The organism is Nocardiopsis sinuspersici, from assembly GCF_001998325.1.
GTDB lineage: Bacteria > Actinomycetota > Actinomycetes > Streptosporangiales > Streptosporangiaceae > Nocardiopsis > Nocardiopsis sinuspersici.
Genome location: NZ_MCOK01000001.1, coordinates 4,512,702 through 4,538,572, shown reverse-complemented (window position 1 = coordinate 4,538,572; position 25,871 = coordinate 4,512,702). Strand labels below are relative to the sequence as shown.

General features: G+C 72.1%; 22 protein-coding genes and 1 riboswitch. Of the genes, 11 read left to right on the top strand and 11 right to left on the bottom strand.

Going from position 1 to position 25,871, the window contains the following annotated elements:
• Positions 1-7 precede the first annotated feature (7 nt).
• Entirely contained in the window at positions 8-838 is an 831-nt protein-coding gene (gene otsB, locus NOSIN_RS19560) for a trehalose-phosphatase (protein WP_077692147.1), read from the bottom strand.
• A 354-nt stretch (positions 839-1,192) separates the two neighbouring features.
• The gene (locus NOSIN_RS19555) at positions 1,193-1,477 is read right to left on the bottom strand and encodes a DUF3263 domain-containing protein (protein WP_013155209.1); all 285 of its coding nucleotides are present in this window, start codon (positions 1,475-1,477) and stop codon (positions 1,193-1,195) included.
• Between the two features lie 228 nt (positions 1,478-1,705).
• Here NOSIN_RS19555 and NOSIN_RS19550 point away from each other — a divergent pair, with 228 nt between their 5' ends.
• Together NOSIN_RS19550 and NOSIN_RS19545 are read left to right on the top strand one after the other, a co-directional pair.
• The gene (locus NOSIN_RS19550; RefSeq protein WP_077692146.1) at positions 1,706-2,881 is read left to right on the top strand and encodes a S8 family serine peptidase; all 1,176 of its coding nucleotides are present in this window, start codon (positions 1,706-1,708) and stop codon (positions 2,879-2,881) included.
• Positions 2,882-3,136: 255 nt separating this feature from the next.
• On the top strand, positions 3,137-3,733 hold the full coding sequence (locus NOSIN_RS19545) for a GrpB family protein (RefSeq protein WP_077692145.1): 597 nt from the start codon (positions 3,137-3,139) through the stop codon (positions 3,731-3,733).
• A gap of 45 nt (positions 3,734-3,778) precedes the next feature.
• Here NOSIN_RS19545 and NOSIN_RS19540 read toward each other — a convergent pair whose 3' ends face one another.
• Positions 3,779-5,215, bottom strand: a complete 1,437-nt coding sequence (locus NOSIN_RS19540; RefSeq protein WP_077692144.1) for an alpha,alpha-trehalose-phosphate synthase (UDP-forming) — start codon at positions 5,213-5,215, stop codon at positions 3,779-3,781.
• Positions 5,216-5,496: 281 nt separating this feature from the next.
• A riboswitch (SAM riboswitch) is annotated at positions 5,497-5,638 on the top strand.
• Positions 5,639-5,651: 13 nt separating this feature from the next.
• On the opposite strand from NOSIN_RS19540, the gene thrC reads away from it, so the two are divergent.
• The 6 genes from thrC (at position 5,652) to groL (ending at position 12,629) form a co-directional block, all read left to right on the top strand.
• A complete protein-coding gene (gene thrC / locus NOSIN_RS19535; protein ID WP_077692143.1) occupies positions 5,652-6,911 on the top strand; it encodes a threonine synthase in 1,260 nt (419 codons plus the stop codon).
• Positions 6,912-7,163: 252 nt separating this feature from the next.
• Positions 7,164-7,442: a ubiquitin-like small modifier protein 1 gene (locus tag NOSIN_RS19530; protein ID WP_077692142.1), complete on the top strand. Its 279-nt coding sequence runs from the start codon at positions 7,164-7,166 to the stop codon at positions 7,440-7,442.
• Between the two features lie 180 nt (positions 7,443-7,622).
• Entirely contained in the window at positions 7,623-8,198 is a 576-nt protein-coding gene (locus NOSIN_RS19525; protein ID WP_077692141.1) for a PadR family transcriptional regulator, read from the top strand.
• 688 nt (positions 8,199-8,886) lie between these two features.
• On the top strand, positions 8,887-9,858 hold the full coding sequence (locus NOSIN_RS19520; protein ID WP_077692140.1) for an ATP-binding cassette domain-containing protein: 972 nt from the start codon (positions 8,887-8,889) through the stop codon (positions 9,856-9,858).
• The gene (locus NOSIN_RS19515) at positions 9,855-10,661 is read left to right on the top strand and encodes an ABC transporter permease (RefSeq protein ID WP_077692139.1); all 807 of its coding nucleotides are present in this window, start codon (positions 9,855-9,857) and stop codon (positions 10,659-10,661) included. The genes NOSIN_RS19520 and NOSIN_RS19515 overlap by 4 nt, the downstream gene beginning before the upstream one ends.
• Before the next feature lie 336 nt (positions 10,662-10,997).
• Complete coding sequence (gene groL / locus NOSIN_RS19510; protein WP_077692138.1) at positions 10,998-12,629, top strand: chaperonin GroEL; 1,632 nt, start codon at positions 10,998-11,000, stop codon at positions 12,627-12,629.
• 322 nt (positions 12,630-12,951) lie between these two features.
• Here groL and NOSIN_RS19505 read toward each other — a convergent pair whose 3' ends face one another.
• From NOSIN_RS19505 to NOSIN_RS19495, 3 genes are all read right to left on the bottom strand, one after another.
• Positions 12,952-14,772, bottom strand: coding sequence for an ABC transporter ATP-binding protein (locus NOSIN_RS19505; RefSeq protein ID WP_077692137.1), 1,821 nt, complete (start codon positions 14,770-14,772; stop codon positions 12,952-12,954).
• Positions 14,769-16,511 carry an ABC transporter transmembrane domain-containing protein gene (locus tag NOSIN_RS19500; RefSeq protein ID WP_077692136.1) on the bottom strand — a complete coding sequence of 581 codons (1,743 nt, stop codon included), beginning with the start codon at positions 16,509-16,511 and terminating at the stop codon, positions 14,769-14,771. Before NOSIN_RS19500 ends, NOSIN_RS19505 begins: the two co-directional genes overlap by 4 nt.
• Before the next feature lie 762 nt (positions 16,512-17,273).
• The gene (locus NOSIN_RS19495; protein WP_077692135.1) at positions 17,274-17,696 is read right to left on the bottom strand and encodes an NUDIX hydrolase; all 423 of its coding nucleotides are present in this window, start codon (positions 17,694-17,696) and stop codon (positions 17,274-17,276) included.
• A 196-nt stretch (positions 17,697-17,892) separates the two neighbouring features.
• Between NOSIN_RS19495 and NOSIN_RS19490 the strand changes: the two genes are divergently transcribed.
• Together NOSIN_RS19490 and NOSIN_RS19485 are read left to right on the top strand one after the other, a co-directional pair.
• Positions 17,893-19,218 (top strand): glycoside hydrolase family 6 protein, encoded by a 1,326-nt coding sequence (locus NOSIN_RS19490; RefSeq protein ID WP_077692134.1) that lies wholly within the window; start codon positions 17,893-17,895, stop codon positions 19,216-19,218.
• Between the two features lie 288 nt (positions 19,219-19,506).
• Entirely contained in the window at positions 19,507-20,580 is a 1,074-nt protein-coding gene (locus NOSIN_RS19485; RefSeq protein WP_077692133.1) for a zeta toxin family protein, read from the top strand.
• Positions 20,581-20,603: 23 nt separating this feature from the next.
• Here the strand turns inward: NOSIN_RS19485 and NOSIN_RS19480 are convergent, their stop codons facing one another.
• Positions 20,604-21,644: a R2-like ligand-binding oxidase gene (locus NOSIN_RS19480; RefSeq protein ID WP_077692132.1), complete on the bottom strand. Its 1,041-nt coding sequence runs from the start codon at positions 21,642-21,644 to the stop codon at positions 20,604-20,606.
• 283 nt (positions 21,645-21,927) lie between these two features.
• Here NOSIN_RS19480 and NOSIN_RS19475 point away from each other — a divergent pair, with 283 nt between their 5' ends.
• Positions 21,928-22,164, top strand: coding sequence for a hypothetical protein (locus tag NOSIN_RS19475; RefSeq protein WP_077692131.1), 237 nt, complete (start codon positions 21,928-21,930; stop codon positions 22,162-22,164).
• 139 nt (positions 22,165-22,303) lie between these two features.
• On the opposite strand, the gene NOSIN_RS19470 is transcribed toward NOSIN_RS19475, so the two are convergent.
• The 4 genes from NOSIN_RS19470 to NOSIN_RS19455 form a co-directional block, all read right to left on the bottom strand.
• Positions 22,304-23,950, bottom strand: a complete 1,647-nt coding sequence (locus NOSIN_RS19470; protein WP_077692130.1) for a DNA repair helicase XPB — start codon at positions 23,948-23,950, stop codon at positions 22,304-22,306.
• A 160-nt stretch (positions 23,951-24,110) separates the two neighbouring features.
• The gene (locus NOSIN_RS26865; protein ID WP_143832960.1) at positions 24,111-24,638 is read right to left on the bottom strand and encodes a hypothetical protein; all 528 of its coding nucleotides are present in this window, start codon (positions 24,636-24,638) and stop codon (positions 24,111-24,113) included.
• Between the two features lie 97 nt (positions 24,639-24,735).
• Positions 24,736-24,999 (bottom strand): hypothetical protein, encoded by a 264-nt coding sequence (locus NOSIN_RS19460; protein WP_309232773.1) that lies wholly within the window; start codon positions 24,997-24,999, stop codon positions 24,736-24,738.
• A gap of 362 nt (positions 25,000-25,361) precedes the next feature.
• The gene (locus tag NOSIN_RS19455) at positions 25,362-25,811 is read right to left on the bottom strand and encodes a CD225/dispanin family protein (protein ID WP_077692129.1); all 450 of its coding nucleotides are present in this window, start codon (positions 25,809-25,811) and stop codon (positions 25,362-25,364) included.
• Between the last annotated feature and the right edge of the window lie 60 nt (positions 25,812-25,871).

The following is a 25,871-nucleotide window of genomic DNA, read 5'->3' as shown; positions in this document are numbered from 1 at the left end:
GGAGGGCTCACACACCGGAGGCGCCGCGGACCGCGTCCGTGAGGCCGCGCAGCAGGTCCGCCAGCCCGGCGGGGCCGGGAACGACCAGATCGGCGGCCTCGGCCACGGCGGCGACCTCGTCGGAGGACGAGCACACGGTCAGACCCGCGACGCCCTGGTCGCGCAGTGCGGCCACGGCGGCGAAGGCGGGCAGGTCGCCCAGGTCGTCACCGGCGTAGAGCACGGTGCGGGGCCCGCTCTCGGCGACGAGCGCGGTGAGCGCGGCACCCTTGTCCACACCCTGTGGACGGAGTTCGACCACCATCCGGCCCGGCTCCACCTGCAGTTCCGCGCGCCTGGCCAGTTCGCTCAAGGCGGGGGTGAGCAGGGTGAGGGCGCCGTCGGGGTCGGCGGTGCGCCGCGTGTGCACGGCCAGGGAACGGCCCTTGTCCTCGATCCAGGTGCCCTCCGGCGCGTTCAGCCCGTCGAGCAGGCCGGGCAGCTCCTCCCGCACCAGCTCCACCCCGGGCGGCGCGGGGGCGGCGACCACACGGCCGCCGACCCAGCGCTCGGCGCCGTAGTGGCCCAGCACGGTGATGCCCGGGACCCGGTCCAGCTCGCCCAGCCGCACCGCCGTTCCGGCGGGCCTACCGGTGACCACCGCCACCGAACCGATCAGTCCGGCCAGGTCGGCGAGCCCCTCCACGATCCCCGGATAGGGGGCGGACGTGCGCGGATCGTCCACGATGGGTGCGAGCGTGCCGTCGAAGTCGAAGGCGGCCAGCGCGCTCGCGGGTGCGTTCAGGAGGGCGTCGAGCGCGGTGCGCCCGGCGTCCGTGCCGGGTCGGGGCAAAGACATGGAGGACCTTTCCGGTGAGGCCGCGGATGCGGACCGGGCGGGGCCGCCAGACTATCGACGCGCCCCCGCCCGGAGGGGACCCCTACCCATACGTGCGGCCGTGTTTCACCGGACGGTCCCGTGGTGTTCGGCGTGCGCTCGCCCGCGTCGGCGGGCGGCTCCGGACGCCCCCGGACGGACCGGTCTCCCCGTCGTCGGCTCGGCCGCCCCGATACGGGCGGTCCCTCCAGCCGGTTCCCGGTGTCGCTCAGCGGGGGTGGCCCGGGCGACACACCCGTGGAAGCGGACCACGCGCGGATGGTGCCGTCGGCGTGTGGTGGGTACGAATGACCGCGAAGGCGCGACGAGGGGATATCAGAGCTGGATACCCAGCTGGCGTGCGTTGCGTTGGCGGCGGCGGTCGGCGCGCAGACGGCGCAGCCGCTTGACGGTCATCGGGTCGAAGGCGAGCGCCTCGGGGCGCTCCACCAGCCCGTTCAGCAGTTGGTAGTAGCGGGTGGCGGAGAACCCGAACTCGTCGCGGATGGCCTGTTCCTTGGAACCCTCGAACTTCCACCACTGGCGCTCGAAGGCGAGGATGCGCTGTTCGCGTTCGGCGAGAGCCGACTGACCGTCCTCGGTCGGACCGATATTCGGCATGGGACACCCCCTGGACGGGAAATTGGTTTGTCCGGATCGGCCCGACTCATGCTAGCGACTCGACATGCCGGATGCGGAGCCGAGAGCTCAGGACTGGCACCAGGGATACAGTTACGTTCCCTACCCCTCAGGTCACTTGTCCACGCCTGAATCCTGTGCTCATGACAGAATTGCGGGGGTCCGTGGGGCCGCGTGGAACGCCGATCATATCGTTCGAGGGAGCCTGACGTGCTCGGGGGCAACAGCCGTAGCAGGACACACACACGCCGCACCCGTGGCGGGACCGCCTCGGCCTGTGCGGCCGCCGTCACCGCCACCGCCGTGCTCCTCGGCCCGGCGGCTCCGGCCTCGGCCGACCTGGTCCCCGACTACCGGCCCGAGCAGTGGGGCCTACAGACCATCGCCGCCCAGGAACTGTGGGAGGACACCCAGGGCCAGGGCGTCACCGTCGCGCTTCCCGGAACCTCCGTCAACGAGGAGCACCCGGACCTGGTCGACAACGTCCGGGTGGACACACGGTTCGGTACGGGCGGCGACGCCGGGGCGGGCAGCGCCATGGCCTCCCTGGCCGCGGCCCACGGACACGGCTTCGACGCCGACGGCGGCATGCTCGGCGTGGCGCCCGAGTCCACCGTGCTCGTGCTGCCCACCGGGGACCGGCTGGCCGAGGCCGTACGCTTCGCCGCGCAGGAGGACGTCCAGGTCATCCTGCTGCCCGAGACCGACGGGGCCGCCGACCTGGCCGGCGCCACCCAGGCCGCGGTCGACAACGGCGTGCTGGTCGTCGGACCGGCCGGGGGCCCGGAGGACCCCAACGTGCTCACCGTCGCCGGAACGGACGCGGACGGCGCACTCGTCCCGAACTCCCCCGACACCGGATCGGTCGCGCTGACCGCCCCGGGCGCCGACCTGATGGCCGCCGACACGGAGGTGGGCTACACCGAGGTGACCGGTGCCCAGTACGCCGCCGCCATGGCCGCCGGGGCCGCGGCCCTGCTGCGCTCCGACCACCCGCACCTGCTCCCCGGCCAGGTCCGCGACGCACTCGTCGAGGGTTCCCGGTCCGGCCCCGAGGGGCTGCCCGCCCTGCACCTGCCCTCCGCGCAGGAACAGGCCACCGCCATCGCCCAGGACAACCCGGCGTTCGAGGAGGACGTCCTCAGCGGGGACGGTCAGGGATGGGCCGTGCCGGTGTGGGTGTGGTTCGCCACCGTCGGCGCCGTCGTGGTCCTCGGCGTCCTCCTGGTGGTCCTGTGGATACGCCGTTCCACCGCCGACCCCTACGGCGTGGAGGCCGAGCGCCAGGAGGAGGACGAGAGGATCGCCGCCGAGCGCGCGGCCGAGGCCCCGCCCGCCAGCCGGCGCAAGAGGGGCGGCCGCCGCCGCAGGACCCGCGGCAAGTAGCCCGGCGCCGGGTGCCCCGGCGGCTGGCCCGGCCGCGCACCGGGCGCGGCCGTGAGCACGGCGCACGGCTTCCGCACGGACGGCGCCGTCGCGGCCCGCCCCGCTCCGGCGGCTCCGCGGCCGAGGCCGGACACGGTCCGTGGTCGCCGCACGTCATGGGCGCCCCACGAACAGTGACGTCATGGCCGCACGTGCATATGTAAGGAACGGTGAACGGTCTTGACGCAGGCACGTGAGGGGGACAAGGCTTTGAGAATGTCACCCCTCGAAGCGTCTCCCCTGCCCTCCCGAGGCGGTTCGCGGACCGGGATCGCACCCGAGTTCCGCAACCTCGTCGACGGACGCGTCCGCCTCGTCGAGTACGACACCAAGTGGCCCTACCTCTTCGAGCGCGAGTCCCGAAGGGTCGCTGCCGCGCTCGGTGACCGGATCCTGCTCTTCGAGCACGTCGGCTCCACCGCGGTGCCCGGCCTCGCCGCCAAACCCTGCGTCGACCTGCTGCTGGTCGTCGCGGACTCCTCGGACGAGCCCGCCTACATGCCCGACCTCGAAGCCGTCGGCTACTCCCTGGTGATCAGGGAGCCCGACTGGTACCAGCACCGCGTGTTCAAGGGCACCGAGGTCAACCTCAACCTGCACGTGTTCAGCGAGGGCTGTGAGGAGGCGGAGCGGATGCGCCGCTTCCGGGACCTCCTCATCGACGACGCCGACGCGCGTGAGCGCTACGCCGCGGTCAAACGCGAGCTGGCCGAGCGCACCTGGGACCGCATCCAGGACTACGCCGACGCCAAGTCCGACATCGTGGTGCGGCTCCTGGCCGAGGCGGACGGGAAGGACGCCGCCCGGGGCTGACCCCCGGGGCGGCCGGCCGGGGCGCGTGCCGGCTGCGGGAGGGCCTCAGCCCAGCGAGCGCAGCTGGTCCTGGAACCACCGCCGCGGCGGCAGCGCCACCGCCGCCTCCGCCAGGCGCCGCCTGTGCTCGCGCCGCTGCTCCTCCGGCATCGACAGCGCCCTGTGCAGCGCCTCCGCCGTCTCCACGGTGTCGTAGGGGTTGACCAGCAGCGCGTGCTCGCCCAGCTCGTCCGCGGCGCCGGCCTCACGCGAGAGCACCAGCACCGAGTCCCGCTCGGACAGCACCGGGCCCTCCTTGGCCACCAGGTTCATGCCGTCCCGGACCGGGTTCACCAGCAGCACGTCGGCCATCTGGAAGGACGCCAGCGAACGCGGGTAGTCGTCGTTGACCTCCAGGATCAGCGGGGTCCACTCGGCGGTCGCGAACTCCGCGTTGATCTCCTTGGCGGTCCGCAGGACGGCGTCGGTGTACTCGCGGTACTCCGGCACGTCCCCCCGGCTCGGGTAGGCGAACGCCAGGTGCGTCACCCTGCCCCGCCACTCCGGATGGGCGATCAGCAGCTCGCGGTAGGCCTCCAGGCCGCGCACGATGTTCTTGGACAGCTCCGTGCGGTCCACCCGGACGATGAGCCTGGTGTCGCCGACGGCCTCCTCCAGGGTGCTCCGGCGCGCGGCCACGGCCGGTTCGGCGGCGCTCTCGCGCAGCGTCTCCTCGTCCGCGCCCAGGGCGTGCACGTTGACACCGACGATCCGGCCGCCGTACTCCACGGTGCGGTGCCGGAAGTCCACGTCCGCGCGCAGGACGTCCGCGCAGCAGCGCAGGAACGCGTCCGCCCACCGCGGGCTCTGGAAGCCCAGCTGGTCCGCGCCCAGCATGCCCTCCAACAGGTCGCGCGCGACCTGGTCGGGCAGCATCCGGAAGTACTCCGGAGGCGCCCACGGGGTGTGCGAGAAGTGCGAGATCCGCAGGTCGGGGCGGCGGGCGCGCAGGATGCGCGGCACCAGGGCCAGGTGGTAGTCCTGCACGGCCACGCGGGCGCCGTCGGCGGCACCGGTCACCAGCGCCTCGGCGAACGCGTTGTTGTAGGCGGTGTAGTCCTCCCACATCCGCCGGAAGTGCGAGCCGAAGGACGGCTTGTTGGGGATGTCGTACAGCATGTGCTGCACGAACCACAGGGTCGAGTTGGCCACCCCGGTGTAGGCGCCCTCGAAGGTGCGCCGCGGGATGTCGAGCATGTGGACCCGCATGCCGTCCAGGTCGTGGGCTTGGTCCAGCCGTGCCTGCGGCGCCTCCGCCGCTGCCCGGCGGTCGGCGTCCGACAGGGCGGCGCACACCCAGATGCTGTCGATCTCGTTGGCCACCGAGATCATTCCCGAGACCAGGCCGCCTCCGCCGCGCCGGTGCTCCAGGGAGCCGTCGTCGGCGGTCGAGAAGGACACGGGTCCCCTGTTGGAGGCGATGAGGATCTGTGCCTTGTCCACGTGGTCGTCCTCTCGGATGATACGGCTGGAACCGGGTGCGCGCACCGCACGGGGCGCACCCTAGGTCTCGCCTGTGGACAGCGGCCCCAAACCCGTCCCAGGCCAAGCGGGGCGCACGTCACAGGCGCGCGGTGCCGCACGTGCGTGCGCGGGGTCCCGACCGGTGTCGTCTCACCATGTGAGCACGTTCGTGTTGCGCGGGTCACCAGGCGTGGAAAACCGGTCAGCGAGTCCGTTACAGTGACGGTGCGGATCCGACAGGACCCGCGACAACTTCATATTGCTCATCCAGAGGGGTGGAGGGACCGGCCCTGCGAAGCCCCGGCAACCATCCCAGCATGCGATACTCGCGAACCCGCGAGGCGGCTGGGGCAGGTGCCAACTCCGGCCTGGGGACAAGGTGTCCGCCAGGAAAGATGAGGGGAGACGCCTCGCCATGGCGATTACCGTCACCGAACCCACCTCCAAGCAAGCCTTCGGACCCGGTACCGCGCTCTCGTGCCGCGAGTGCGGTGAGCGCTACGACCTCACCCCCCGGTTCGCCTGTGAGGCCTGTTTCGGACCCCTGGAGATCGCCTACGACTTCGGGACCGTGACCCGCGCGGACATCGAGAGCGGCCCCAAGAGCATCTGGCGCTACCGCTCCCTGCTCCCCGTCCCGGCCGACGTCGCCGAGCTGCCCAACATGGCCCCCGGCCTGACCCCGCTGGTGAGGGCCGACCGCCTCGCCGCCGAGCTGGGCCTGGACTCCCTCCACGTCAAGGACGACTCCGGCAACCCCACGCACTCCTTCAAGGACCGCGTGGTCGCCATCGCCGTCGAGGCCGCCCGCACCTTCGGGTTCACCACCCTCTCCTGCTCCTCCACCGGCAACCTGGCCGGCGCGGTCGGCGCCGCCGCCGCGCGCGCCGGATTCGAGTCCTGCGTGTTCATCCCCGCCGGGCTGGAGGAGGCCAAGGTGGTCATGGCCGCCGTCTACGGCGGCAAGGTCGTGGCCATCGACGGCAACTACGACGACGTCAACCGCTTCTGCTCCGAGCTCATCGGAGACCCGGCCGGTGAGGGCTGGGGCTTCGTCAACATGAACCTGCGCCCCTACTACGGCGAGGGCTCCAAGACGCTGGCCTACGAGATCGCCGAGCAGCTCGGCTGGCGCCTGCCCGAGCAGATCGTCATCCCGATCGCGTCCGGCTCCCAGCTCACCAAGATCGACAAGGGCTTCCGTGAGCTCGTCGAGCTCGGCCTGGTGGAGGACCGCCCGTACCGGATCTTCGGCGCCCAGGCCACGGGCTGCTCCCCGGTCGCGCAGGCCTGGGAGAAGGGCATCGACGTCATCCAGCCGGTCAAGCCCGACACCATCGCCAAGTCGCTGGCCATCGGCAACCCGGCCGACGGCCCGTACGTGCTGGACATCGCCCAGCGCACGGGCGGTTCGGTGGAGCACGTGAGCGACGAGGAGATCGTCGACTCCATCAAGCTCCTGGCCCGCACCGAGGGCGTCTTCGCCGAGACCGCGGGCGGTGTCACCACCGGTGTCCTGCGCAAGCTGGTCCGCGAGGGCAGGCTCGACCCCAAGGCCGAGACGGTCGTGCTCAACACCGGTGACGGGCTCAAGACCCTGAACGCCGTCGACTCCGGCGTGACCGCCACCATCAAGCCGTCCCTGAGCGCCTTCACCGGCGCCGGTCTCGCCTAGACGGTGTTCTTCGGGGCCTCCGCTCCGCTTCGGCCCGTGTTCGGGCGCCCAAGAGGCCAGGGATTCTTCCTCGGCGGCGCCTGCCGCTCGTTCCTCGCTCGCGGCTTGCCTCGTCGTGCAGAACCCTGGCGGCGCCCGAACCAACACCCTCCGGGGTGGATGCGCCGGAGAACGAGCCCCGGCCCCCGTGGCCCCGGTGCGTCCGCCGGGGCCCGCACCAGCCCGCAGTCTCCCACCAGAAGGAAGTCCGCCATGAGCGCCAGCGTCCGCGTGCCCACCATCCTGCGCACCTACACCGACGACGCCTCCGAGGTGACGGCCAAGGGCAACACCCTCGCCGAGGTCCTCGACGACCTGGAGGCCAACCACCCCGGTATCCGCGCCCGCATCCTCGACGACAGCGGCAAGGTGCGCCGCTTCGTCAACGTCTACGTCGGTGACGAGGACGTGCGCTTCGAGAAGGGCCTGCAGACCGAGATCGCCGACGGAGCCCAGATCTCCATCATCCCGGCGGTCGCCGGGGGCTGCTGACCCGTCGACGAGTCCCGAAGAGGGGCGGTCCCGGCTCCGGAGGGGGAGCCGGGACCGCCCCTCTCCGCTTCGCCGACCGCGGCGCCGCGGACTGTGGCGCCGCACACCCGGGCGGAGGCACCGGTGCGCCGTACCGGCCCTCGTAGGCTGGGGGAGATCTGCGGTTGAACGAGGGTGGAGATGTCGGCGACGCGGCTGTTGGTCCTGGGTGTGGTGCGCATGGAGGGGCAGGCCCACGGGTACCGGGTGGGTCGCGCGCTCCTGTCCTGGGGGGCCGAGGAATGGGCCAACATCAAGTGGGGGTCCATCTACCACGCCCTGCGCAAGCTCTCCCAGGAGGGCAAGTTGCGCGAGTTCGTCGCCGAGGGGGACGAGGTGGTCGACCGCACCTCCTACTCGATCACCGAGGACGGCGTCGCGGAGATCCACCGGCTCCTGCGCCGCGGGCTGACGCGCAGGGACGACCCCGCGATGCTGTTCGCGGCGGTCACCCTGATGACCTCGCTGCCGCGCGGCGAGGTCGTCGACCTGCTGCGCCGGCGGCTGGAGCTGCTGGAGAAGACCAGCGGTGAGCTGCTCCCCTCCGAGAGCCGGGGCGAGCCGGGGCACGTGCGCGAGCTGTTCAACCTCTGGAGGGGCACGATCGACGCCGACATCCAGTGGACGCGGAACCTCATCGCCTCCCTGAGAGCCGGGGAGTACACCATGGCCGACGACGCCCCCGACGCCTTCGGGCTGCCGCCGGCGGAGTCCTAAGCCGTGTCTCCTGGAGGCTCCGCTGCGCTGTGCCTCGTGCTCGTGCGCCGCAGGTATCGGCGCCCCTGCTGTGTCGTCTTTGAGGCTTCGCTGCGCTTTGCCTCGTGCTCGTGCGCCGTAGGTACGGGAACCTTCGGCCCCTGCGGTGCGCCCGCTCGTACCTCACGGACGCACCTGCGCGGCCTCCAGAACCCCGTCGGCGCCCTCGCTGTTTTGTTTTTGAGGCTCCGCTGCGCTTCGCCTCGTGTTCGGGCGCCGTAGGTACGGGAACCTTCGGATCCTCCGGTATGGCGGCTCGTTCCTCGCAGCCCCACCTGCGAATCCTCCAGAACCCCGTCGGCGCCCTCGCTGTGTTGTTTTTGAGGCTGCGCTGCGCTTTGCCTCGTGTTCGGGCGCCGTAGGTACGGGAACCTTCGGATCCTCCGGTATGGCGGCTCGTTCCTCGCAGCCCCACCTACGAATCCTCCAGAACCCCGTCGGCGCCCTCGCCCCCGGCGGAACAGGACCGAGTCCACCGAACGGAACCTGGACGTACTGACCACGTTCGCCGGGCACTCCCCGAAGCACTGACCGGAGGGGGACGCGTCCGCGCGCGGGCGGGCGGAGACCGCTCTTACTAAAATTTGAATATCCCGTTCGGGTGGTGCACACTCGTCCCGAGTTCAAGTTTTAATAGGAAGGGGGCCGGATGATCCGTACACGTGGCCTGACCCGGAACTTCCGGGTCGGCAAGGAGGTCGTCGAGGCCGTCCGCGGCGTCGACATCGACGTGGCCGAGGGCGAGCTCGTCGCCCTGCTCGGACCCAACGGGGCGGGGAAGTCCACCACGCTGCGCATGCTCACGACACTGCTGGAGCCCACGTCGGGAACGGCCGTGGTCGCCGGACACGACGTCTGCGCCGAGCCCGCGAGGGTGCGCCGGGGGATCGGCTTCGTCGGCCAGGGCCACGGCGCCGGGGACGACCAGCGGGCCGGGGAGGAACTGTACACACAGGGGCTGCTGTACGGGCTCGACCGGCGCACCGCGCGCCGCCGTTCGGGCGAACTGCTCGACATGCTGGAACTGGGCTCCGCCGCCGACCGCGTGGTCACCAAGCTCTCCGGCGGCCAGCGCCGGCGGCTCGACATCGCGATGGGGCTCATCCACGAGCCCGGGCTGCTGTTCCTGGACGAGCCCTCCACCGGGCTCGACCCGCACAGCCGCGCCAACCTGTGGGAGCACATCACCGGTCTGCGCGAGCGGCTGGGCACCACGGTCGTGCTCACCACCCACTACCTCGACGAGGCCGACGACATGGCCGAGCGGGTCCTGGTCATCGACCACGGCAGCGTCATCGCCGACGGCACCGCCGACGAGCTCAAGGGCAAGGTCTCCGGGGACCTGGTCGCCTTCTCCGTGCCGGACGAGGAGCACGCGCGCGCCGGTGCCGGGGTCGCCGAGCGGACGCTCTCCTCCGGGGCGGCCGAGGTCGTCACGGCGCCGGGTCGCGAACCCGAGGTGCGCCTGCGGGTGGAGCGCGGGGACACCGTGCTGCCCGAGCTGCTGCGCGCGCTGGACTCCGCCGGGGTCCCCCTGCTCACGGTCCGGGTGCAGCGGCCCACCCTGGACGACGTGTTCCTGACCCTGACCGGCCGCAGCCTGAGGGAGGAGAAGGCATGAGCGCCCACGAGGGGACCGGAGGGTCCGTGGAGACGACGGAGCGGGCGTGGCGGCCGAGCCTCCTGCGTGACACCGCGACCGTCTTCTCCCGCCAGATGAGGCCGGTCCTGCACCGGCCGGTGATGCTGGCCTTCGGCATGTTGCAGCCGGTGCTGTACCTGGTGCTGTTCGCACCCCTGCTGACGGGGCTGGCCGGAGCCGAGGGCGAGAACCCGTGGCAGTGGTTCGTCCCCGGCCTGCTGGTCATGCTGGCCCTGTTCACGGCCGGGTTCTCCGGCTTCGGGCTGCTGCCGGAGATGGCCTCCGGAGCGCACGAGCGGCTGCTGGCCGCCCCGGTGAGCCGGGTGTCGCTGCTGCTCGGCCGGGTGCTGCGCGACGTGGCGACCATGCTGGTCCAGATGGTGCTCGTCATCGTGCTGGTGGTCCCGTTCGGGCTCCGCGTCTCGGTGGCGGGCGCGGTCGTGGGGCTGCTCCTGCTCGCGGTCCTGGGGACCGGCCTGGCCACGCTGTCGTACCTGACGGCCATGGCGGTGAAGCAGACGTACGTGTTCGCTCCGGTCCTGCAGACGGTGATCATGCCGCTGATGCTGCTGTCCGGTGTGCTGTTGCCGATGGAGTTGGCGCCGTCGTGGCTGTACGCGCTCTCGCGCGCCAACCCGGTGGCGTACGTGGTGGACGCCGAGCGGGCGCTGTTCGCCGGTGAGTGGGGCGCCTCGGTCGGGATCGGCTGGGCGGTGGCGGTCGTGCTGACCGTCGCGGCGCTGGCCGTGGGCTCGCGGGCGATGCGCCGCCTCAGCTCCTGACCCGGTGCCCCGGCCCCGGCCCGGGGCGCCGGCTCCGGTCCGGGCTTCCCTCCGCTGTCCGCTGAGCGCGGAAAACCTGGGTGTTATGTGGTGTTTGTGCAGGTAGATACTGGGATGGGCCGGAGTGAAATCGTGACCACATCGTTTGCACTCTCGGGGGCCGAGTGCTAAAAATGGATCTGGTTAGCACTCGCCTTCACTGAGTGCTAACCGGAGCGAGGCTGCGAGACCGCGGCACCCGGCAGCAGGGTTGCCGGAAGTTCCGTGGTCGTCCGTCGCGGGCGCACGTCTCGTCCCATCGCGTATCAGCCCGGTCACGGGAGGACAAGAACTCATATGGCAGCCAAACTGATCGCGTTCGACGAGGAGGCCCGTCGCGGCCTCGAGCGCGGCATGAACCAGCTCGCTGACGCCGTCAAGGTCACGCTCGGCCCGAAGGGCCGCAACGTCGTTCTGGAGAAGAAGTGGGGCGCCCCCACGATCACCAACGACGGTGTCTCCATCGCCAAGGAGATCGAGCTCGAGGACCCCTGGGAGAAGATCGGGGCCGAGCTGGTCAAGGAGGTCGCCAAGAAGACCGACGACGTAGCGGGTGACGGCACCACCACCGCCACCGTGCTCGCCCAGGCGCTCGTCCGCGAGGGTCTGCGCAACGTCGCCGCCGGTGCCAACCCGGTCGGTCTCAAGCGCGGCATCGAGCTCGCCGTCGCTCGCATCAACGAGGAGCTCGGCAACATCTCCAAGGACATCGAGACGAAGGAGCAGATCGCCTCCACCGCCTCGATCTCCGCCGGCGACCCCCAGATCGGCGAGACCATCGCCGAGGCCATGGACAAGGTCGGCAAGGAAGGCGTCATCACCGTCGAGGAGGGCCAGACCTTCGGGCTGGAGCTCGAGCTCGCCGAGGGCATGCGCTTCGACAAGGGCTACATCTCGCCCTACTTCGCCACCGACCTGGAGCGCATGGAGACGGTCCTTGAGGACCCCTACATCCTCATCGTCAACTCCAAGATCTCGAACAACAACGAGTTCCTGCCGATCGTCGAGAAGGTCCTGCAGGCCGGCCGTCCGCTGATGGTCATCGCCGAGGACCTGGAGGGCGGCGCCCTCCAGACGCTGGTCGTCAACAAGATCCGCGGCACCTTCAAGTCCGTCGCCGTCAAGGCCCCGGGCTTCGGTGACCGCCGCAAGGCCCAGCTCGGCGACATCGCCGTGCTGACCGGCGGCCAGGTCATCACCGAGGAGGTCGGCCTCAAGCTGGAGAGCACCGAGCTGGACATGCTCGGCCGCGCCCGCAAGGTCGTCGTCACCAAGGACGAGACCACCATCGTGGACGGCGCCGGTGACGCCACCTCGATCGCCGGTCGCGTGAACGAGATCCGCAACGAGATCGAGCGCACCGACTCCGACTACGACCGCGAGAAGCTCCAGGAGCGCCTGGCGCGCCTGGCCGGCGGCGTGGCCGTCATCAAGGCCGGTGCCGCCACCGAGGTGGAGCTCAAGGAGCGCAAGCACCGCATCGAGGACGCCGTCCGCAACGCCAAGGCCGCGGTCGAGGAGGGCATCCTGCCCGGCGGTGGCGTCGCGCTGCTGCAGGCCAGCGTCCCGGCGTTCGAGAAGCTGGAGCTGGTGGGCGACGAGTCCATCGGCGCCGACATCGTCCGTCGCGCCATCGCCGAGCCGCTCAAGCAGATCGCCGTCAACGCCGGTCTCGAGGGTGGCGTCGTGGCGGAGAAGGTCCGGAACCTGGAGCCCGGTTTCGGTCTGAACGCCGCCACCGGCGAGTACACCGACCTGTTCAAGGACGGCGTCATCGACCCGACCAAGGTCACCCGCTCCGCTCTGCAGAACGCGGCTTCCATCGCTGGTCTGTTCCTGACCACCGAGGCCGTCATCGCGGAGAAGCCGGAGAAGGCCGGCGCTCCCGCCGGTGACCCGACCGGTGGCATGGGCGGCATGGACTTCTAGCAGGTCCCGATACCTCGGGTCCTCGGACCCGCAGGCGTCTGAGGTCCGGATACGCGACCTCGCCCGCGACGACCGGGCGGCCCCTCGGGGCCGCCCGGTTTCGCTGTTTCCAGGCGAAGCGGGCAAGGACGGCGCTGTCCTTCGCGGAAGGCCGAGGCTGTTCCGCGGAGTGTCGCGCGGACGGGTGCACGGAGCGTCGGCGTCCTGTCCGAAGGTGCGGGGATCCGGCTGCCGGAGCCCTTCGGCGTCGAGCCCGACACGTCCGGCTCTTCCGGCCCCGGCCGGTGGCCGGCCTGAGGCCGTCGACGGGGACCCGGCCGCGTCAGCCCTGACCGTGCCAGGCGTGCCACAGGGCGGCGTAGGAGCCTCCGCGTGCGATCAGCTCGTCGTGGCCGCCCAGCTCGCTGATCCTGCCGTCCTCCACCACCGCGATCCGGTCGGCGTCGTGCGCGGTGTGCAGCCGGTGCGCGATGGCCACCACCGTGCGGCCCGACAGCACCCCCGCGAGCGAGCGCTCCAGGTGGCGGGCCGAGCGCGGGTCCATCAGCGACGTGGCCTCGTCCAGCACCAGCACGTCGGGATCGGCCAGCACCACGCGGGCCAGGGCGAGCTGCTGCACGCGGGCCGGGTCCAGCGCGGCGTTGCCCGAACCCACCCGGGTGTCCAGCCCGTCGGGCAGCGAGCGCACCCAGTCGTCTGCGTCCACGGCGGCCAGCGCCTCCCACAGGTGCTCCCGGTCCACCTCCGCGGCTCCCTCGGGCAGGTCCAGCGCCAGCGCCAGGTTCTCGACGACCGTCCCCCGGAACATGTGGCTCTCCTGGCTCAGCATGATCGCCCGTCCGCGCCGCGCCTCGGGAGCCAGCCCCGACATGGACACCCCGCTCACGCGCACGCTCCCCGAGGTCGGCGGGTGCACACCGGCGACCAGCTTGCCCAGGGTCGACTTGCCCGCGCCGCTCGGTCCCACCACGGCCAGGCGCTCCCCGGGCCGCAGGAAGAGGTCGACCCCGTGCAGCACCTCCACGTCGGTGTAGGCGAACCGCACGTCCTCCAACCGGACCTCGCCCGGCCTCCCGCTGGAGGGCGCGTCCGACTCGGAGGGCTCCTCGGCGAGCTCCACGCCCAGCAGCCTGCGCAGACTCGTGAACCCCATCATCAGGCTGTCCACCTGGTCCAGCAGCTGGTCCACCGGGCGCCCCATCTGCCTGCTGAGGAAGACCGCCGTGGCGACCTCCCCCAGGCTCAGCGATCCGTCCACGTACAGCAGGCCCGCCACCAGGAAGGTCAGGGCGATCGGGAACATGTACCCGACCTCCAACGGCGGGTACCAGACGCACCGCAGCCACAGCGTGTACCGCTCCGCCGCGTAGGCGCGTCCCACCCGCCGCTCGTTGAGCGCGATCTGGCGGGCCTGCCGGCCCAGCGCCTCGATCGTGTGCGCGCCCTCCACGGTGTCGGTCACGCCCTGGGTCAGCTCCGAGTAGGTGGCCAGCTCGCGCACGTACCCGTTCGGCGCCCTGCGGGCGTACCAGCGAGTGGACACCCACAGCACCACCAGGGACGGCGCCCATGCCAGGAGCAGGGCCGGATGCAGGACGGCTATCGCCGCGACGACGATCACCAGGGTCACCGCGCTGACCGCCATCACCGGCACCGAGAAGCGCACGGTGTGGCTCAGGTGGCCGATGTCGCGGCCGGTGCGCGCCACCAGGTCACCCGTGCCCGCGCGCTCCACCACCCCCAGCGGCAGCCGGAGCACCGCGCGTACGAACTCCTCGCGCAGCTCCGCCAGCACGGTCTCGCCGAAGCGGATCGAGGCCGCCACGGACGCCAGGGTGAACCCGGCGTGCAGCACCAGCGACACGACGATCAGCGCGGCGAGCACGTCGATGCGCGAGGAGGCCCCTTCCGCCCGCACGGTGTCGATGATCATGCCGAGGACCCAGGGAGAGGCCAGCGCCATGAGCGCGGCCAGGCCGTACAGGGCCACGACGACGGAGAACTGGGTACCGTGCTCCCGCCCGGCGCGGCGCAGCCGGGCCCACGCGGTGGGCACGGACGCGACCGGCAGCCCGGTCGTGTGGTACTCCCGCGGTGCTCCGGCCGTACCGGCGGGCTCGGCGCGGTCGGCGGTCTGGGTCATGTCTTCCCCTCCGTGGGGACGGCGCGCAGGACGGTGGCGGCGTAGCGGGGGGACGCGGCGAGGAGTTCCCGGTGGGCCCCCTCGGCCACGAGGCGGCCCTCCTCGACGAACTGCACGCGGTCGGTGTGGTCGAGCAGCAGGGGACTGGTGGTGACCAGGCCGGTCGCGCGGCCCGCGCGTTCCACGGGCAGCTGTGCGGCGATGGCGGCCTCGGAGTGGGCGTCCACGGCCGAGGCGGGCTCCACGAGCAGCAGGACCTCCGGGTCCAGCGCCAGGGCGCGGGCCAGGCGGAGCCGCTGCTGCTGGCCGCCGGAGTACTCGCGTCCGCGCTCGGTGAGCAGCGCGTCCAGCCCGGCGGCGGACTGGCGCACCACGTCGTCGGCGTGGGCGGCGCGCACGACCTCGGCGAGGCGTTCGTCGGAGACGCCCGGGCCTGGTGACAGTTCGTCGCGCAGCGTGCCGGAGAACAGGTGCGCGTCGTTGGAGGCGAGGAGGACGCGGCGGCGCACCCGTGCACGGGGCAGGTCGCGCAGGCGCACGGCACGGCCCGTGGAGGTGTCCACGAGTACCGCGTCCGCGCCCTCCTCGTCCCGGTAGCGCCCCAGGCGCTCGGCGATGGCGGTGGCGTCGGCCGGGTCGGCGCAGACCACACCGGTGGTGCCGTGCGCGCCGATGGTCACGCCGCTGCCGGGGTCGTGCAGGTCGCAGGGGGCGGCGGGCTCCCGCGCCGGGTGCTCGGGGTCGGGGTGGTCGTGCTCCAGGCCCAGCACGCGCACCACGCGCCCCGCGGCCACACGTGCGGAGACGAGCAGGGACAGGGCGTGTATCAGGTGGCGCACCGCCGCGGACAGCGTGCCGGTGTAGCCGTAGAAGGCGACGAGCTGGCCGACGGTGATCTCCCCGGCCAGGGCCAGGCGCGCGCCGTACCAGACGATCCCGACCAGCAGCAGGCCCGGGAGGAGCTCGCGCACGGCGTTCAGCGCGGCGTCCGCCCAGCCCACGCGCATGGCGGCGGCACGGACCCTTTGCGAGGCGGTCCGGTAGCGGTGGTCCACGGTGCGCTCGCCGCCCACGCCCCGCAGCACGCGCAGGCCCGCCACCAGGTCGGTGGCCAGGGTGGTGAGCTCGGCCTGGCGGTCGCGCTGGTGCTCCTGCCGGCGGGAGAACAGGCGTAGCAGGGGGACCATCCCCGTCATGATGAGCGGCACCGCCACCAGGACGACCAGGCCGAACGTGGCGTGCGAGGTGAGCATCAGCGCGCTGACCGCGGCCACCGCCACGAGGGAGGACAGGATCTGTCCCGCCGCCTCGTAGAAGTCGCCGATCCGGTCGATGTCCTCGGTGCCCACCGCCACCACCTCGCCCGAGGGCAGCCTCCGGGTGAGCGTGGGCCCCATGCGCACGGAGTGCTCCGTGACCGCCTGGATGGTCCGGTAGGCGGAGGCGTACCAGTTGAAGCAGTCGGCGCGGTGGGAGACGGGGACCAGCGCGACGGCGGCCACGACGAGCGCGCTGAGGACGCCGGACCAGGTGAGGAGGGCGCCCATGTCCCCTCGTACGAGCCCGGAGTCGAGTGCGGCGCCGAGCGCGGCGGAGATGAGTACTCCGCAGACCATGAAGGCGCCCGTGGCCGCTCCCGACCACAGCAGGGAGCGCCGCTCACTCAGGGCGAGCCACCACAGGAACCGGTCGGCCGAGCGGCGTTCGGGAACGCCGATGGGCTGGGGAAGTGTGCGCACAGTATCCGGACTGTAACCAGGGCGACGCGGAGGGGCCACTCATTTTCCGCCGGCCGCCCGTGGACCGTCCGTGGGCCGGAAGCGCCCGTGGGCCGGAAGCGCCCGTGGGACGTTCCGGGGGCGCCGGTGGGCCGGAAGCGCCCGTGGACCGCTCCGAAACCGTCCGTGGACGGAACCGCCGGTGGGCCGGAGTGGTGTCCACAGGCGGGAAGCGCCACTGGCGCGGTGCGGGGCGGGTGGCCCAGACTCGGATTCGGGGGCGTCTTCGCCGCTCACGGGCGTCTCACGCACCCCCGGCTCCAGTGTGACCGGCCCAGCGCCCCTCCGCCAGGCCCCGCCTCCGCCCCTGTGGACAACCTCCGCCGCGGTCTCCGGGCAGAGGACTTCGCGCAAGGCCGCGAAGGCGGCGAGGCATTGAGGGCGGCGAGGGCGGCGGACCGCGGTCCTCGGACACCCCGGCGTGGGGAGGCCCGCGCGGACACCCCCGCGCGCAGAGGCCCGCGTGGAGAGGCCCGTGCGGACGCCCCGGCGTGGGGAGGCTCGTGCGCAGAGGCCCGCGCGGAGGAGCCCGCGTGGAGAGGCCGACGTGGAGAGGCCCGCGCGAAGCGGAGCCCCGGCACCGGCCGGTGGACCGGCCGAGAACGCCGTGGGTTTGGAACAGGAGGTTCCCTCCGCCCTGATCTTGCTCCCAGCGTCACCGTGGAGTGCCGACAGTGCCACTGGGAGCAAGATCATCGCGGTTGGGCACACCCGGTCAGCCCACTAGTGGACGGTGCCCTCGGCGTGCAGCAGTTCGACGAGGCGGCGCACGGCCGGGGCGCAGCGCTCCCGGTCGGCGAAGCCGATCCACGCCAGTTCGGCGATCTCGTTGTCCACCGCGATCTCGCCGTCGTGCTCGGCCGTGTGGCACGACAACCGCACCCGCGCGCCGGGGGCCTGAGCGTGGGCGACCTCGTCGATCACCGCGATCCTTCGGAACGTGCCCGGACGCAGGATCACGCTGACCTCCTCACGAGCCTCCCTGGCCACAGCGGCCTCGTCACTCTCTCCCGGTTCGCGCTTGCCGCCGGGAAGGTAGAACAGGTCCACCCCCTCGGTGCGGACGCACAACAGCCGCCCCTCGTGTACGTGGACCCAGGCCAGGGCGTCGATGACGGCGGGAGGGGAGGACGGGGTGAGAGACATGTGATCACCCTATGTCATGTGGCGGATGCAGATTTCGGGAAAAGCAGCGGTTACCCCCCTGTGGCCGGAGGAGTCCACGGGGTAGCCTGACGACGCCTGGGAGCGCTCCCATAGCCAGGGAGGCTCCAGACCCCCCCGGGGGATACGGGGACACGGAAGACCAGAACGGGGACCGACTCAACGAAGGAAAGGCCCAATGTCCCGCACACGCACAGCCGTCGGAGCCGCCCTGAGCTCCGTCGCGGCGCTGGCCACGGGAGCGGCGCTGCTCAGCATGTCGCCCGCCTCGGCCAGTGAGACCGAGTTCTACGTCAACCCCAACACATCGGCGGCCGTCTGGGTCCGGGAGAATCCCGACGACCACCGGGCCGACGTCATCCGCGAACGCATCGCCTCGGTCGCGCAGGCCACCTGGTTCACCCAGTACAACCCCGGCGAGATCCGCGCCGACGTGGACGAGGTGGTCAGCGCCGCCGACGCCCAGGGCCAGAGCCCCATTCTCGTGGTCTACAACATCCCCGGACGCGACTGCGGCAACCACAGCAGCGGCGGGGCGCCCAGCCACGACGCCTACCGCTCCTGGGTGGACGAACTGGCGTCCGGTCTGGAGGGCCGCTCCGCCACCATCGTCCTGGAGCCCGACGCCCTCCCGCTGGTGAGCAGTTGCAGTGACCCGTCCCAGCTCCTGGACTCGATGGCCTACGCGGGCAAGGCGCTCATGGCGGGCTCCTCCGAGGCCCGGGTGTACTTCGACATCGGGCACTCGGCCTGGCTGGACCCCCAGGAGGCCGCCGACCTGCTCAACGGCGCGGACATCGCCAACAGCGCCCACGGCGTGGCCACCAACACCTCCAACTACAACTGGACCGACGACGAGGTCGCCTTCGCCGAGGCCGTCATCAACGCGACCGGCGTGTCCGGGCTCGGCGCCGTGATCGACACCAGCCGCAACGGCAACGGCCCCGCCCCCGACGGTGAGTGGTGCGACCCGCCGGGACGGATGATCGGCCGCCCCAGCACCACCAACACAGGTAATCCGCTGATCGACGCCTTCGTCTGGACCAAGCTGCCGGGGGAGGCCGACGGCTGCATCGCGTCCGCCGGGCAGTTCGTGCCGCAGGCCGCCTACGACATGGCGGTCGACGCCCCCGAGCCCCCGGACGAGCCCACCGACCCCGGCGAGGAGCCGACCGACCCGGGCGAGGAGCCGACGGACCCCTCCGGCGACGGCTGCACGGCCGAGTACAGGATCGACAACGACTGGGGAAGCGGCTTCCAGGCGACGGTGACGGTCACCGCCGAATCCGCCCTCACCGGCTGGACCGTGACGTGGACCTACACCGACGGCCAGCGGGTCACCCAGGGCTGGAACGCCGACGTCTCCAGCAGCGGTTCGCAGGTCACCGCGACCGACCTGGGCTGGAACGGCAGCCTCGGCACCGGCGGCAGCGCCGACTTCGGGCTCACCGGAACCCACAACGGCACCAACGGCGTGCCGGACGTGACGTGTTCGGCGGCCTGACGCGCTCCGTGGTCTGACGGCCCCCGACGCCTGACGGGGTGGGACGCTTCGCGTCCCACCCCGCTTCCGTCCCGCCCCTCCCGGCCCGCTCCTCCTGTCCGCCTCCGGCCACCGGCGCCGAACCTCCCACCTCCGGCGGATCGGCGTACTAGCATCCCCGGTGTCAGTGGCGGCGACCGACCGGCTCCGGTCCTCCTCGGCTCCGGCCTCCCGGTTCCGGTCCTTCGCGGCTCCGGTCCTCCCCGGCCCGGGACCGCGGCCGCCTCCGAAGCCTGGAAGGCGGACAGCATGGCGGTTCCACACACGGAGGCGCAGTCCCTCCGGCCGCTCCTGGCGGACGGCTCCGGCGGTGGCGTCCCGTCGCAGAGCAGGGCCCGGCGGGAGGCGCGCGAACAGGCCCACAACCTGTACAGCGCGGCCGTCGGCGCGTGCCTGGGACGCGCCGGCACCCGGCCCGGACTCGGGGAACGCGCCGCCGAGCTCCTCGGGGAGGAGGCCCGGCTGCCCTTCCTCACGTCCGACGAGGTCGACCGGGTCAACCGCGTCCTGCCCGAGGTCCTCGCCGACCTGCGGGCGGACCCGGTACGCGTCCGCGACGGAGCCACTCCCGAGGACCCGCGCAGGACCCTGACGGAGGCGGAACTGGCCGCCCTGTTCGACCTCGCGCTCCGCGACCGGCTCACCGGCGCGGCCCGCGAACGCCCCCGGATCCTGCTGCTCGGCGGTCAGCCCGGCTCGGGCAAGTCCACCCTGCAGCGCCTCCTCCTGCCCGTCCTGCCCGAGGGCACCGTCAGCTACGACGGCGACGACCTGCTGCGCCTGTCGCCCGACTACGAGTGGGCCATGACCGCCGACGACCGCGTCGCGTCCTCCTCCCTGGCCCGGCAGGTCCGCGGGCTGCACGGCCTCGCCATGGAGTACCTGCGCGCGGGCCGCGTGGACGTGGTGTGCAGCCACCCCCTCGGACGCGCCGACTGGGCGGCGTCCTGGGTCGAGGGGTTCCGCGACGCCGGATACCGGGTCGAGGTCGCCTTCGTGGCCACCCACTCCTCCAACAGCCGGTTCTCCCTCGCCGACCGCCACGCGCGGTCCCGTGCCCACCAGGGTTTCGGCAGGTGGACGTCCGAACTTCAGCACGACCGTTTCTACCTGGGGGTGCCCAACACGGTGGAGTTCCTGGAGACCCACCGGCTGGTGGACTCGCTCTACGTGCTCTCCCGCGACGGCGAGGTGCTCTACGCCAACCACCGGGAGGACGGCGACTGGAGGACCGGGCCGTTCGGCCGGACCGCCCTGGAGGCCGAGCGCGGATGCCGCGACCTGTGGCACGGGGAGGGGCCCGCGCCCCGCGGCGCCCTCTGAGGGATCCCGGGGGCGCGGACCGGTCAGGCCCCGGCGGCCGCCCTGCGCATGGCCTCCCGGTCCTCCTCGCCGAAGCGCTCCTCCAGTTCCTCGGGGGCGGCGTCCAGGTCGATCCGGGACACGGGCACCCCGCGCGCGGACTCGATCGCGCCCAGGCGCCGCAGAGCCCGGTCGCCCGCGTACTGGATCAGCTCCCCGGGCGGCAGTTCGTAGCCCTGCGTCTCGGGGACCCTCGACGACTCCTCGCCCCGCTCGACCGTGGACATCACGTGCGGCAGCAGTTCGTCCAGGCGCTCGCGCACCACGTCCCAGTTGGCGTCGTCGGCCGCGACGTGGCGCCGGCACGTGAAGGTGCCCCACGCCATGTGGCGCCGCTCGTCGTCGCCGATCCGCCGCACGATCTGCCGCATGCCCGGGAAGATGTCCCGCACCGTGCACACGTGGTTCCACGCGTAGTACCCGGTCAGCGCCAGCGACCCCTCGATGATGTGGTTGTAGGTCACCGAGGCGCGCACCTGGTTGCGGGGGCCCGGGTCCTCCGACAGCCTCTCCAGCGACAGGGGCAGTTCCTCGTAGAACAGCTTGCGGTAGCCCGGGTTGGCGTCGACGTACTCGTGCAGGTCCTCGTGGACCCCGATCGCGTCCAGCCACAGCCGGAACGCCTGGACGTGCTTGGCCTCCTCGAACGCGAACTGGGTCAGGTACATCTCGTCGCCCAGCCGCCCCTCCGCGGCCATGGCCCGGATGAAGGGCTGGATGTCCTCGGTGACCGCCTCCTCGCCCGCCACGAAGAACGCGCACAGCCGCAGGATGCTCGCGCGGGCCCCCTCGCCCAGCCTGCTCCAGTCCTCGGCGTCCTGGCTCAGGTCGATGTCCGCGGGGTTCCAGAACCTGGCGTTGCCCTTGCCGAAGAGCTTGAGCGGCAGGGACTCCCAGTTCAGACCGCCCTTCCGCAGGGCGTGGAAGCCGGTGCGCCGCTCGGCGGAGGCCGGTTCGGGGAGATCGGCGGCCGGGGGGCCTGCACTGTCGGCGACGGGGGAGCCGGGAGCGGGGGAGTCGGGCATGGGAGGACCTCCTGGGGGCGCTGTCGTGTCCTCATGATTGGACACGGGAGGGCTCCGTGTAAAGGGTGGAGGCGGTGTCCGTCACCGGGGAACCGCGTTCGGTTCCTTCGGGGGAGGGCGGCGGAGCGCGGGGAACCCGGTCGGGGCGGCCCGGACGGGGAGGAACGGCCGCCCGGAACCGTGGGGAAGCCGGGATTCGGTCGATGTCGCTGGCGATCCGCGTCTTCCGAAACGGTACGGTCAGGGAGTACCGCCCGCACCGAACGATCGATCAGGGGACGACGTGTTCTGTGGTGATCCCGGCACTTCCGGCTACACCGAGTGCGCCGCCCAGACCCAGCTCTTCGCACTGGCCTCCGCCATTCCCGCGCTGCTCGGTCTGATGCTCCTCGTGGCCGCCTTCGCCGCGCCCTCCGTCCGGGGAGACCGGCTCCTGCGCACCCGCACCCTCAGCTACTCCCTGGTGGCCTGGGGAATCGCCGCGGGCACCTACGTCATGGGCATCCTGCCCTCCGTCTGACGGAAGGGGTGCGACGGCGCACCGCCGCGGACCCGCCGCCGCGCCCCACAGGAGGCGGGGCGCGGGAGGCCGCGGCGGGAGGGCGGCCGCCGGCCGTCCCCACATCGCCCGGAGTCCGGGGCCCGGACCCGGGCTCCGGTCAGATCTCCTCGCCCGACAGCAGGTCGGAGGCGTCGGTGATCCGGTAGGCGTACCCCTGCTCGGCCAGGAACCGCTGCCGGTGCGCGGCGTAGTCCTGGTCGAGGGTGTCCCGGGCCACCACGGCGTAGAAGCGGGCGGCGCGCCCGTCGGACTTGGGGCGCAGCACCCGGCCCAGCCGCTGGGCCTCCTCCTGGCGGGAGCCGAAGGAGCCCGACACCTGCACCGCGACACCGGCCTCGGGCAGGTCGATGGAGAAGTTCGCGACCTTGGAGACCACCAGCGTCTGTAGTTCTCCGGACCGGAAGGCGTCGAAGAGCCGCTCGCGCTCCTTGTTGCGGGTCTCGCCCTTGATCACCGGCGCGCCGAGCGACTCGCCCAGCTCGTCCAACTGGTCGATGTAGGAGCCGATCACCAGCACCTGCTCATCGGGATGGCGCTCCACGATCTCCCGGACCACGGAGGTCTTGGTCTCGGAGGAGGCGCAGAACCGGTAGCGGTCCTCCGGCTCGGCGGTCGCGTACGCCAGCCGCTCGGCCTGCGACAGGTCCACCCGGACCTCCACGCAGTCCGCCGGGGCGATCCACCCCTGGTTCTCCATGTCCTTCCACGGGGCGTCGTAGCGCTTGGGGCCGATCAGCGAGAACACGTCGCCCTCGCGGCCGTCCTCGCGCACCAGGGTCGCGGTCAGACCCAGGCGGCGGCGCGCCTGGAGGTCGGCGGTCATCCGGAAGATCGGCGCGGGCAGCAGGTGCACCTCGTCGTAGACCACGAGTCCCCAGTCGCGGGCGTCGAACAGCTCCAGGTGCGTGTACGCGCCCTTACGCTTGGCCGCCATCACCTGGTAGGTGGCGATCGTGACCGGGCGGATCTCTTTGCGGGTACCCGAGTACTCGCCGATCTCGTCCTCCGTCAGCGAGGTGCGCCGCAGCAGCTCCGTCCTCCACTGGTGCACCGACACGGTGTTGGTCACCAGGATGAGCGTGGTCGCGCCGGTCATGGCCATCGCGGCCGCGCCGACGATGGTCTTGCCCGCGCCGCAGGGCAGCACCACCACGCCGGACCCGCCCGCGTGGAAACTCTCCGCGGCCTCCTTCTGGTAGCCGCGCAGCTCCCAGCCGTCCTGGTCCAGGTCGATCTGGTGCGCCTCGCCGTCCACGTACCCGGCCAGGTCCTCGGCGGGCCAGCCGATCTTCAGCAGCGCCTGCTTGAGGTTGCCGCGCTCGCTGGGGTGCACGGCGACCGAGTCCTCGTCCAGCCGGTCGCCCAGCATCCCCCTGAGCTTCCTGGCGCGTACGACCTCCTCCAGCACGGCCCGGTCCGAGGACTCCAGGACCAGTCCGTGCACCGGGTCGCCGACGATCCGGAGCCGCCCGTAGCGGTCCATCGTCTCGGTGATGTCCACCAGCAGCGAGTGGGGTACCGGGAACTTGGAGAACCGGAGCAGCGCGTCCACGACCTGTTCCGCGTCGTGCCCGGCGGCCCGGGAGTTCCACAGCGCGAGCGGCGTGATCCGGTAGGTGTGCACGTGTTCGGGGGCGCGCTCCAACTCGGCGAAGGGCGCGATGGTCCGGCGGCACTCGGCGGCGAGCTCGTGGTCGACCTCGAGCAGGAGCGTCTTGTCGGACTGGACGATCAGGCAGGACACACGGACCTTCAATCTCACGGGGAGGGGCAGCCTCAGGTGCAACACATCGGGGCTCCTGATCATGCCCGCGAAACCGTGGTCTCAGACGGAGAGGCGGCCGTCACCGGCCGCGGCCCGGTCCGCGGCCGGCGACCGGCTCAGGCCGTGGTGGCCCCGCCGGTCACGACGAACCGGTCACGACGAACACGACGAAGACGAGCATCAGGCCCAGGACGACGCCGTTGGCGATCCAGGCGTTGCGGGTGTAGCGGCGAAACCTCTCCGGGTCCGTCCTCTCCGAGAGCGCCAGCGAGGAGAAGACGGTCCCGACGACTCCCAGGGCGCCGCAGCACGTCACCATCAGGAGGATGGACAGCGACAGGGCCAGGATCGGGCCGGCCAGGTTCTGCGGCTCCGCCTGTCGGGGGAAGCCCGGCCGGGGAACCGGAGGATGGGAGCAGGGAGGCGGACAACCCGGACAGGGGTGGTACGGACCCGTACCGTGGCCGTGCGGGGGCACGGGGGCGCTGTCGGGCGGTGGGAGCCAGCGGGCCGGAGCGCCGTTGCCGCAGGCCGGTCCCTTGCGGACGCCGTGGTCGCCGTACCGGTTTCCGTGCCGGCCGTAGCCGTCGTATCGGCCGTAACCGTCGTACCGGCCGTCGTGGGGGACGCCGTCGGGAGGGAGCCCGAAACGCTGGTTCTCGCTCAATGTCGTGTTTTCTCGTGCTCTGGGTGCCGGGACACCGAAGGAGGGTGGCAGCCGGGTCGGGGGCCGAGGGGCCCGGCCGGGATGCCGGGAGTCCGGGTCACGAGGTCAGGAGGAGCATCATCATGAACAGGACCACGACCGGGATCGTGAACAGTACGAACAGGATGACGTAGGCGAAGGTGCACGCCCAGGTGTACCGGATGTAGCGCTCCACCCCGACCGGGTCGGGGAGCTTCCTCAGCGCCGCGATCCCGAAGCCGATCCCGGGAACGTTCACCACCAGCAGGAAGAACCAGAAGTCCAGGTAGATCATCAGGGCCGGACCCGCCAGGGTCAGGACCGCCACCACCAGTGCCGCCACGGCGCCGCCCACCCGTGCGGGCGGAGCGGTCGGCGGAGGCGTCCCCGGAGGATACGCCGGATCGGTCGGAGGAGGCGCGGACAGCCCGGGCCGCCCCGAGGGGCCGGAGGGCGTCGGCGCTCCCGCGGGTCCGGGCGGCGTCGTCGGCGCCCCGCCCCCGGACGGCGCCGGACCGGGAGAGGCGCCCTTCCTCTCCCAGAAGCTCCTCGGATCGCTTCCGCCGCTCATCACCGCTCGTGCCGCCTCCCCGCCGCCGCGCACCGGCGCACGGCGTTCCCGTTCCCGTTCCCGTTCCCGTTCCCGTTCCCGTTCCCGGGTCCGCTCAGACGCGCTGCCCGCCGGACCGGTCCGCCAAACCCCGGTCAGTAGTTGGTGACCGGGACGATCCCCTCGATCCACGACCCCGCCTGGGTGAACAGGACGAACGTCAGCACCAGCATCACGAAGAGCATCACCCCGGCCGCGCCCAGGCAGTACCAGGAGTACCGGGTGAGGGTCTCGGCCTGGTCCGGGCGCCCCCGGTCGCGCGCGTGCGCGGCGCGCACCGCGAACACGATCCCCGCGATGCCGAACAGCCAGTTCGCACAGCACACGAAGGTCAGGGCGTGCAGGATCAGGGCCATCGTCGAGCTGCTGGACCCGGCCGGTACCTGGCGCTCCCCGCGGTCGGTCCCGCGGTCGGCCCCGTGGCCGCCCGCGCGGTCCCCGTCGCGTCCGCGCCCGGGGTCCGGGGCCCGTCCGCGTTCGCGGTCGTCGTCGCGTCCGTGATCACGGGGGGACGATGCCCCGGGGGGCAGCGATGCGTTGCTCATGGGGGTTCTCTCGCTGTCGGTGGGCGACCAACTCGCCTCCACCCTAGTGTGCTGGCCGCG

What these genes read in the sequence shown, in the direction of transcription:
- thrC (WP_077692143.1), top strand. Translation starts at nt 5,652, where the DNA reads ATGGCGATTACCGTCACCGAACCCACCTCCAAGCAAGCCTTCGGACCC.
- NOSIN_RS19520 (WP_077692140.1), top strand. Translation starts at nt 8,887, where the DNA reads ATGATCCGTACACGTGGCCTGACCCGGAACTTCCGGGTCGGCAAGGAG.
- NOSIN_RS19555 (WP_013155209.1), bottom strand. Translation starts at nt 1,477, where the DNA reads ATGCCGAATATCGGTCCGACCGAGGACGGTCAGTCGGCTCTCGCCGAA.
- NOSIN_RS19505 (WP_077692137.1), bottom strand. Translation starts at nt 14,772, where the DNA reads ATGACCCAGACCGCCGACCGCGCCGAGCCCGCCGGTACGGCCGGAGCA.
- NOSIN_RS19485 (WP_077692133.1), top strand. Translation starts at nt 19,507, where the DNA reads ATGGCGGTTCCACACACGGAGGCGCAGTCCCTCCGGCCGCTCCTGGCG.
- NOSIN_RS19480 (WP_077692132.1), bottom strand. Translation starts at nt 21,644, where the DNA reads ATGCCCGACTCCCCCGCTCCCGGCTCCCCCGTCGCCGACAGTGCAGGC.
- NOSIN_RS19490 (WP_077692134.1), top strand. Translation starts at nt 17,893, where the DNA reads ATGTCCCGCACACGCACAGCCGTCGGAGCCGCCCTGAGCTCCGTCGCG.
- NOSIN_RS19455 (WP_077692129.1), bottom strand. Translation starts at nt 25,811, where the DNA reads ATGAGCAACGCATCGCTGCCCCCCGGGGCATCGTCCCCCCGTGATCAC.
- otsB (WP_077692147.1), bottom strand. Translation starts at nt 838, where the DNA reads ATGTCTTTGCCCCGACCCGGCACGGACGCCGGGCGCACCGCGCTCGAC.
- NOSIN_RS19525 (WP_077692141.1), top strand. Translation starts at nt 7,623, where the DNA reads ATGTCGGCGACGCGGCTGTTGGTCCTGGGTGTGGTGCGCATGGAGGGG.
- NOSIN_RS19515 (WP_077692139.1), top strand. Translation starts at nt 9,855, where the DNA reads ATGAGCGCCCACGAGGGGACCGGAGGGTCCGTGGAGACGACGGAGCGG.
- NOSIN_RS19545 (WP_077692145.1), top strand. Translation starts at nt 3,137, where the DNA reads ATGTCACCCCTCGAAGCGTCTCCCCTGCCCTCCCGAGGCGGTTCGCGG.
- groL (WP_077692138.1), top strand. Translation starts at nt 10,998, where the DNA reads ATGGCAGCCAAACTGATCGCGTTCGACGAGGAGGCCCGTCGCGGCCTC.
- NOSIN_RS19495 (WP_077692135.1), bottom strand. Translation starts at nt 17,696, where the DNA reads ATGTCTCTCACCCCGTCCTCCCCTCCCGCCGTCATCGACGCCCTGGCC.
- NOSIN_RS19530 (WP_077692142.1), top strand. Translation starts at nt 7,164, where the DNA reads ATGAGCGCCAGCGTCCGCGTGCCCACCATCCTGCGCACCTACACCGAC.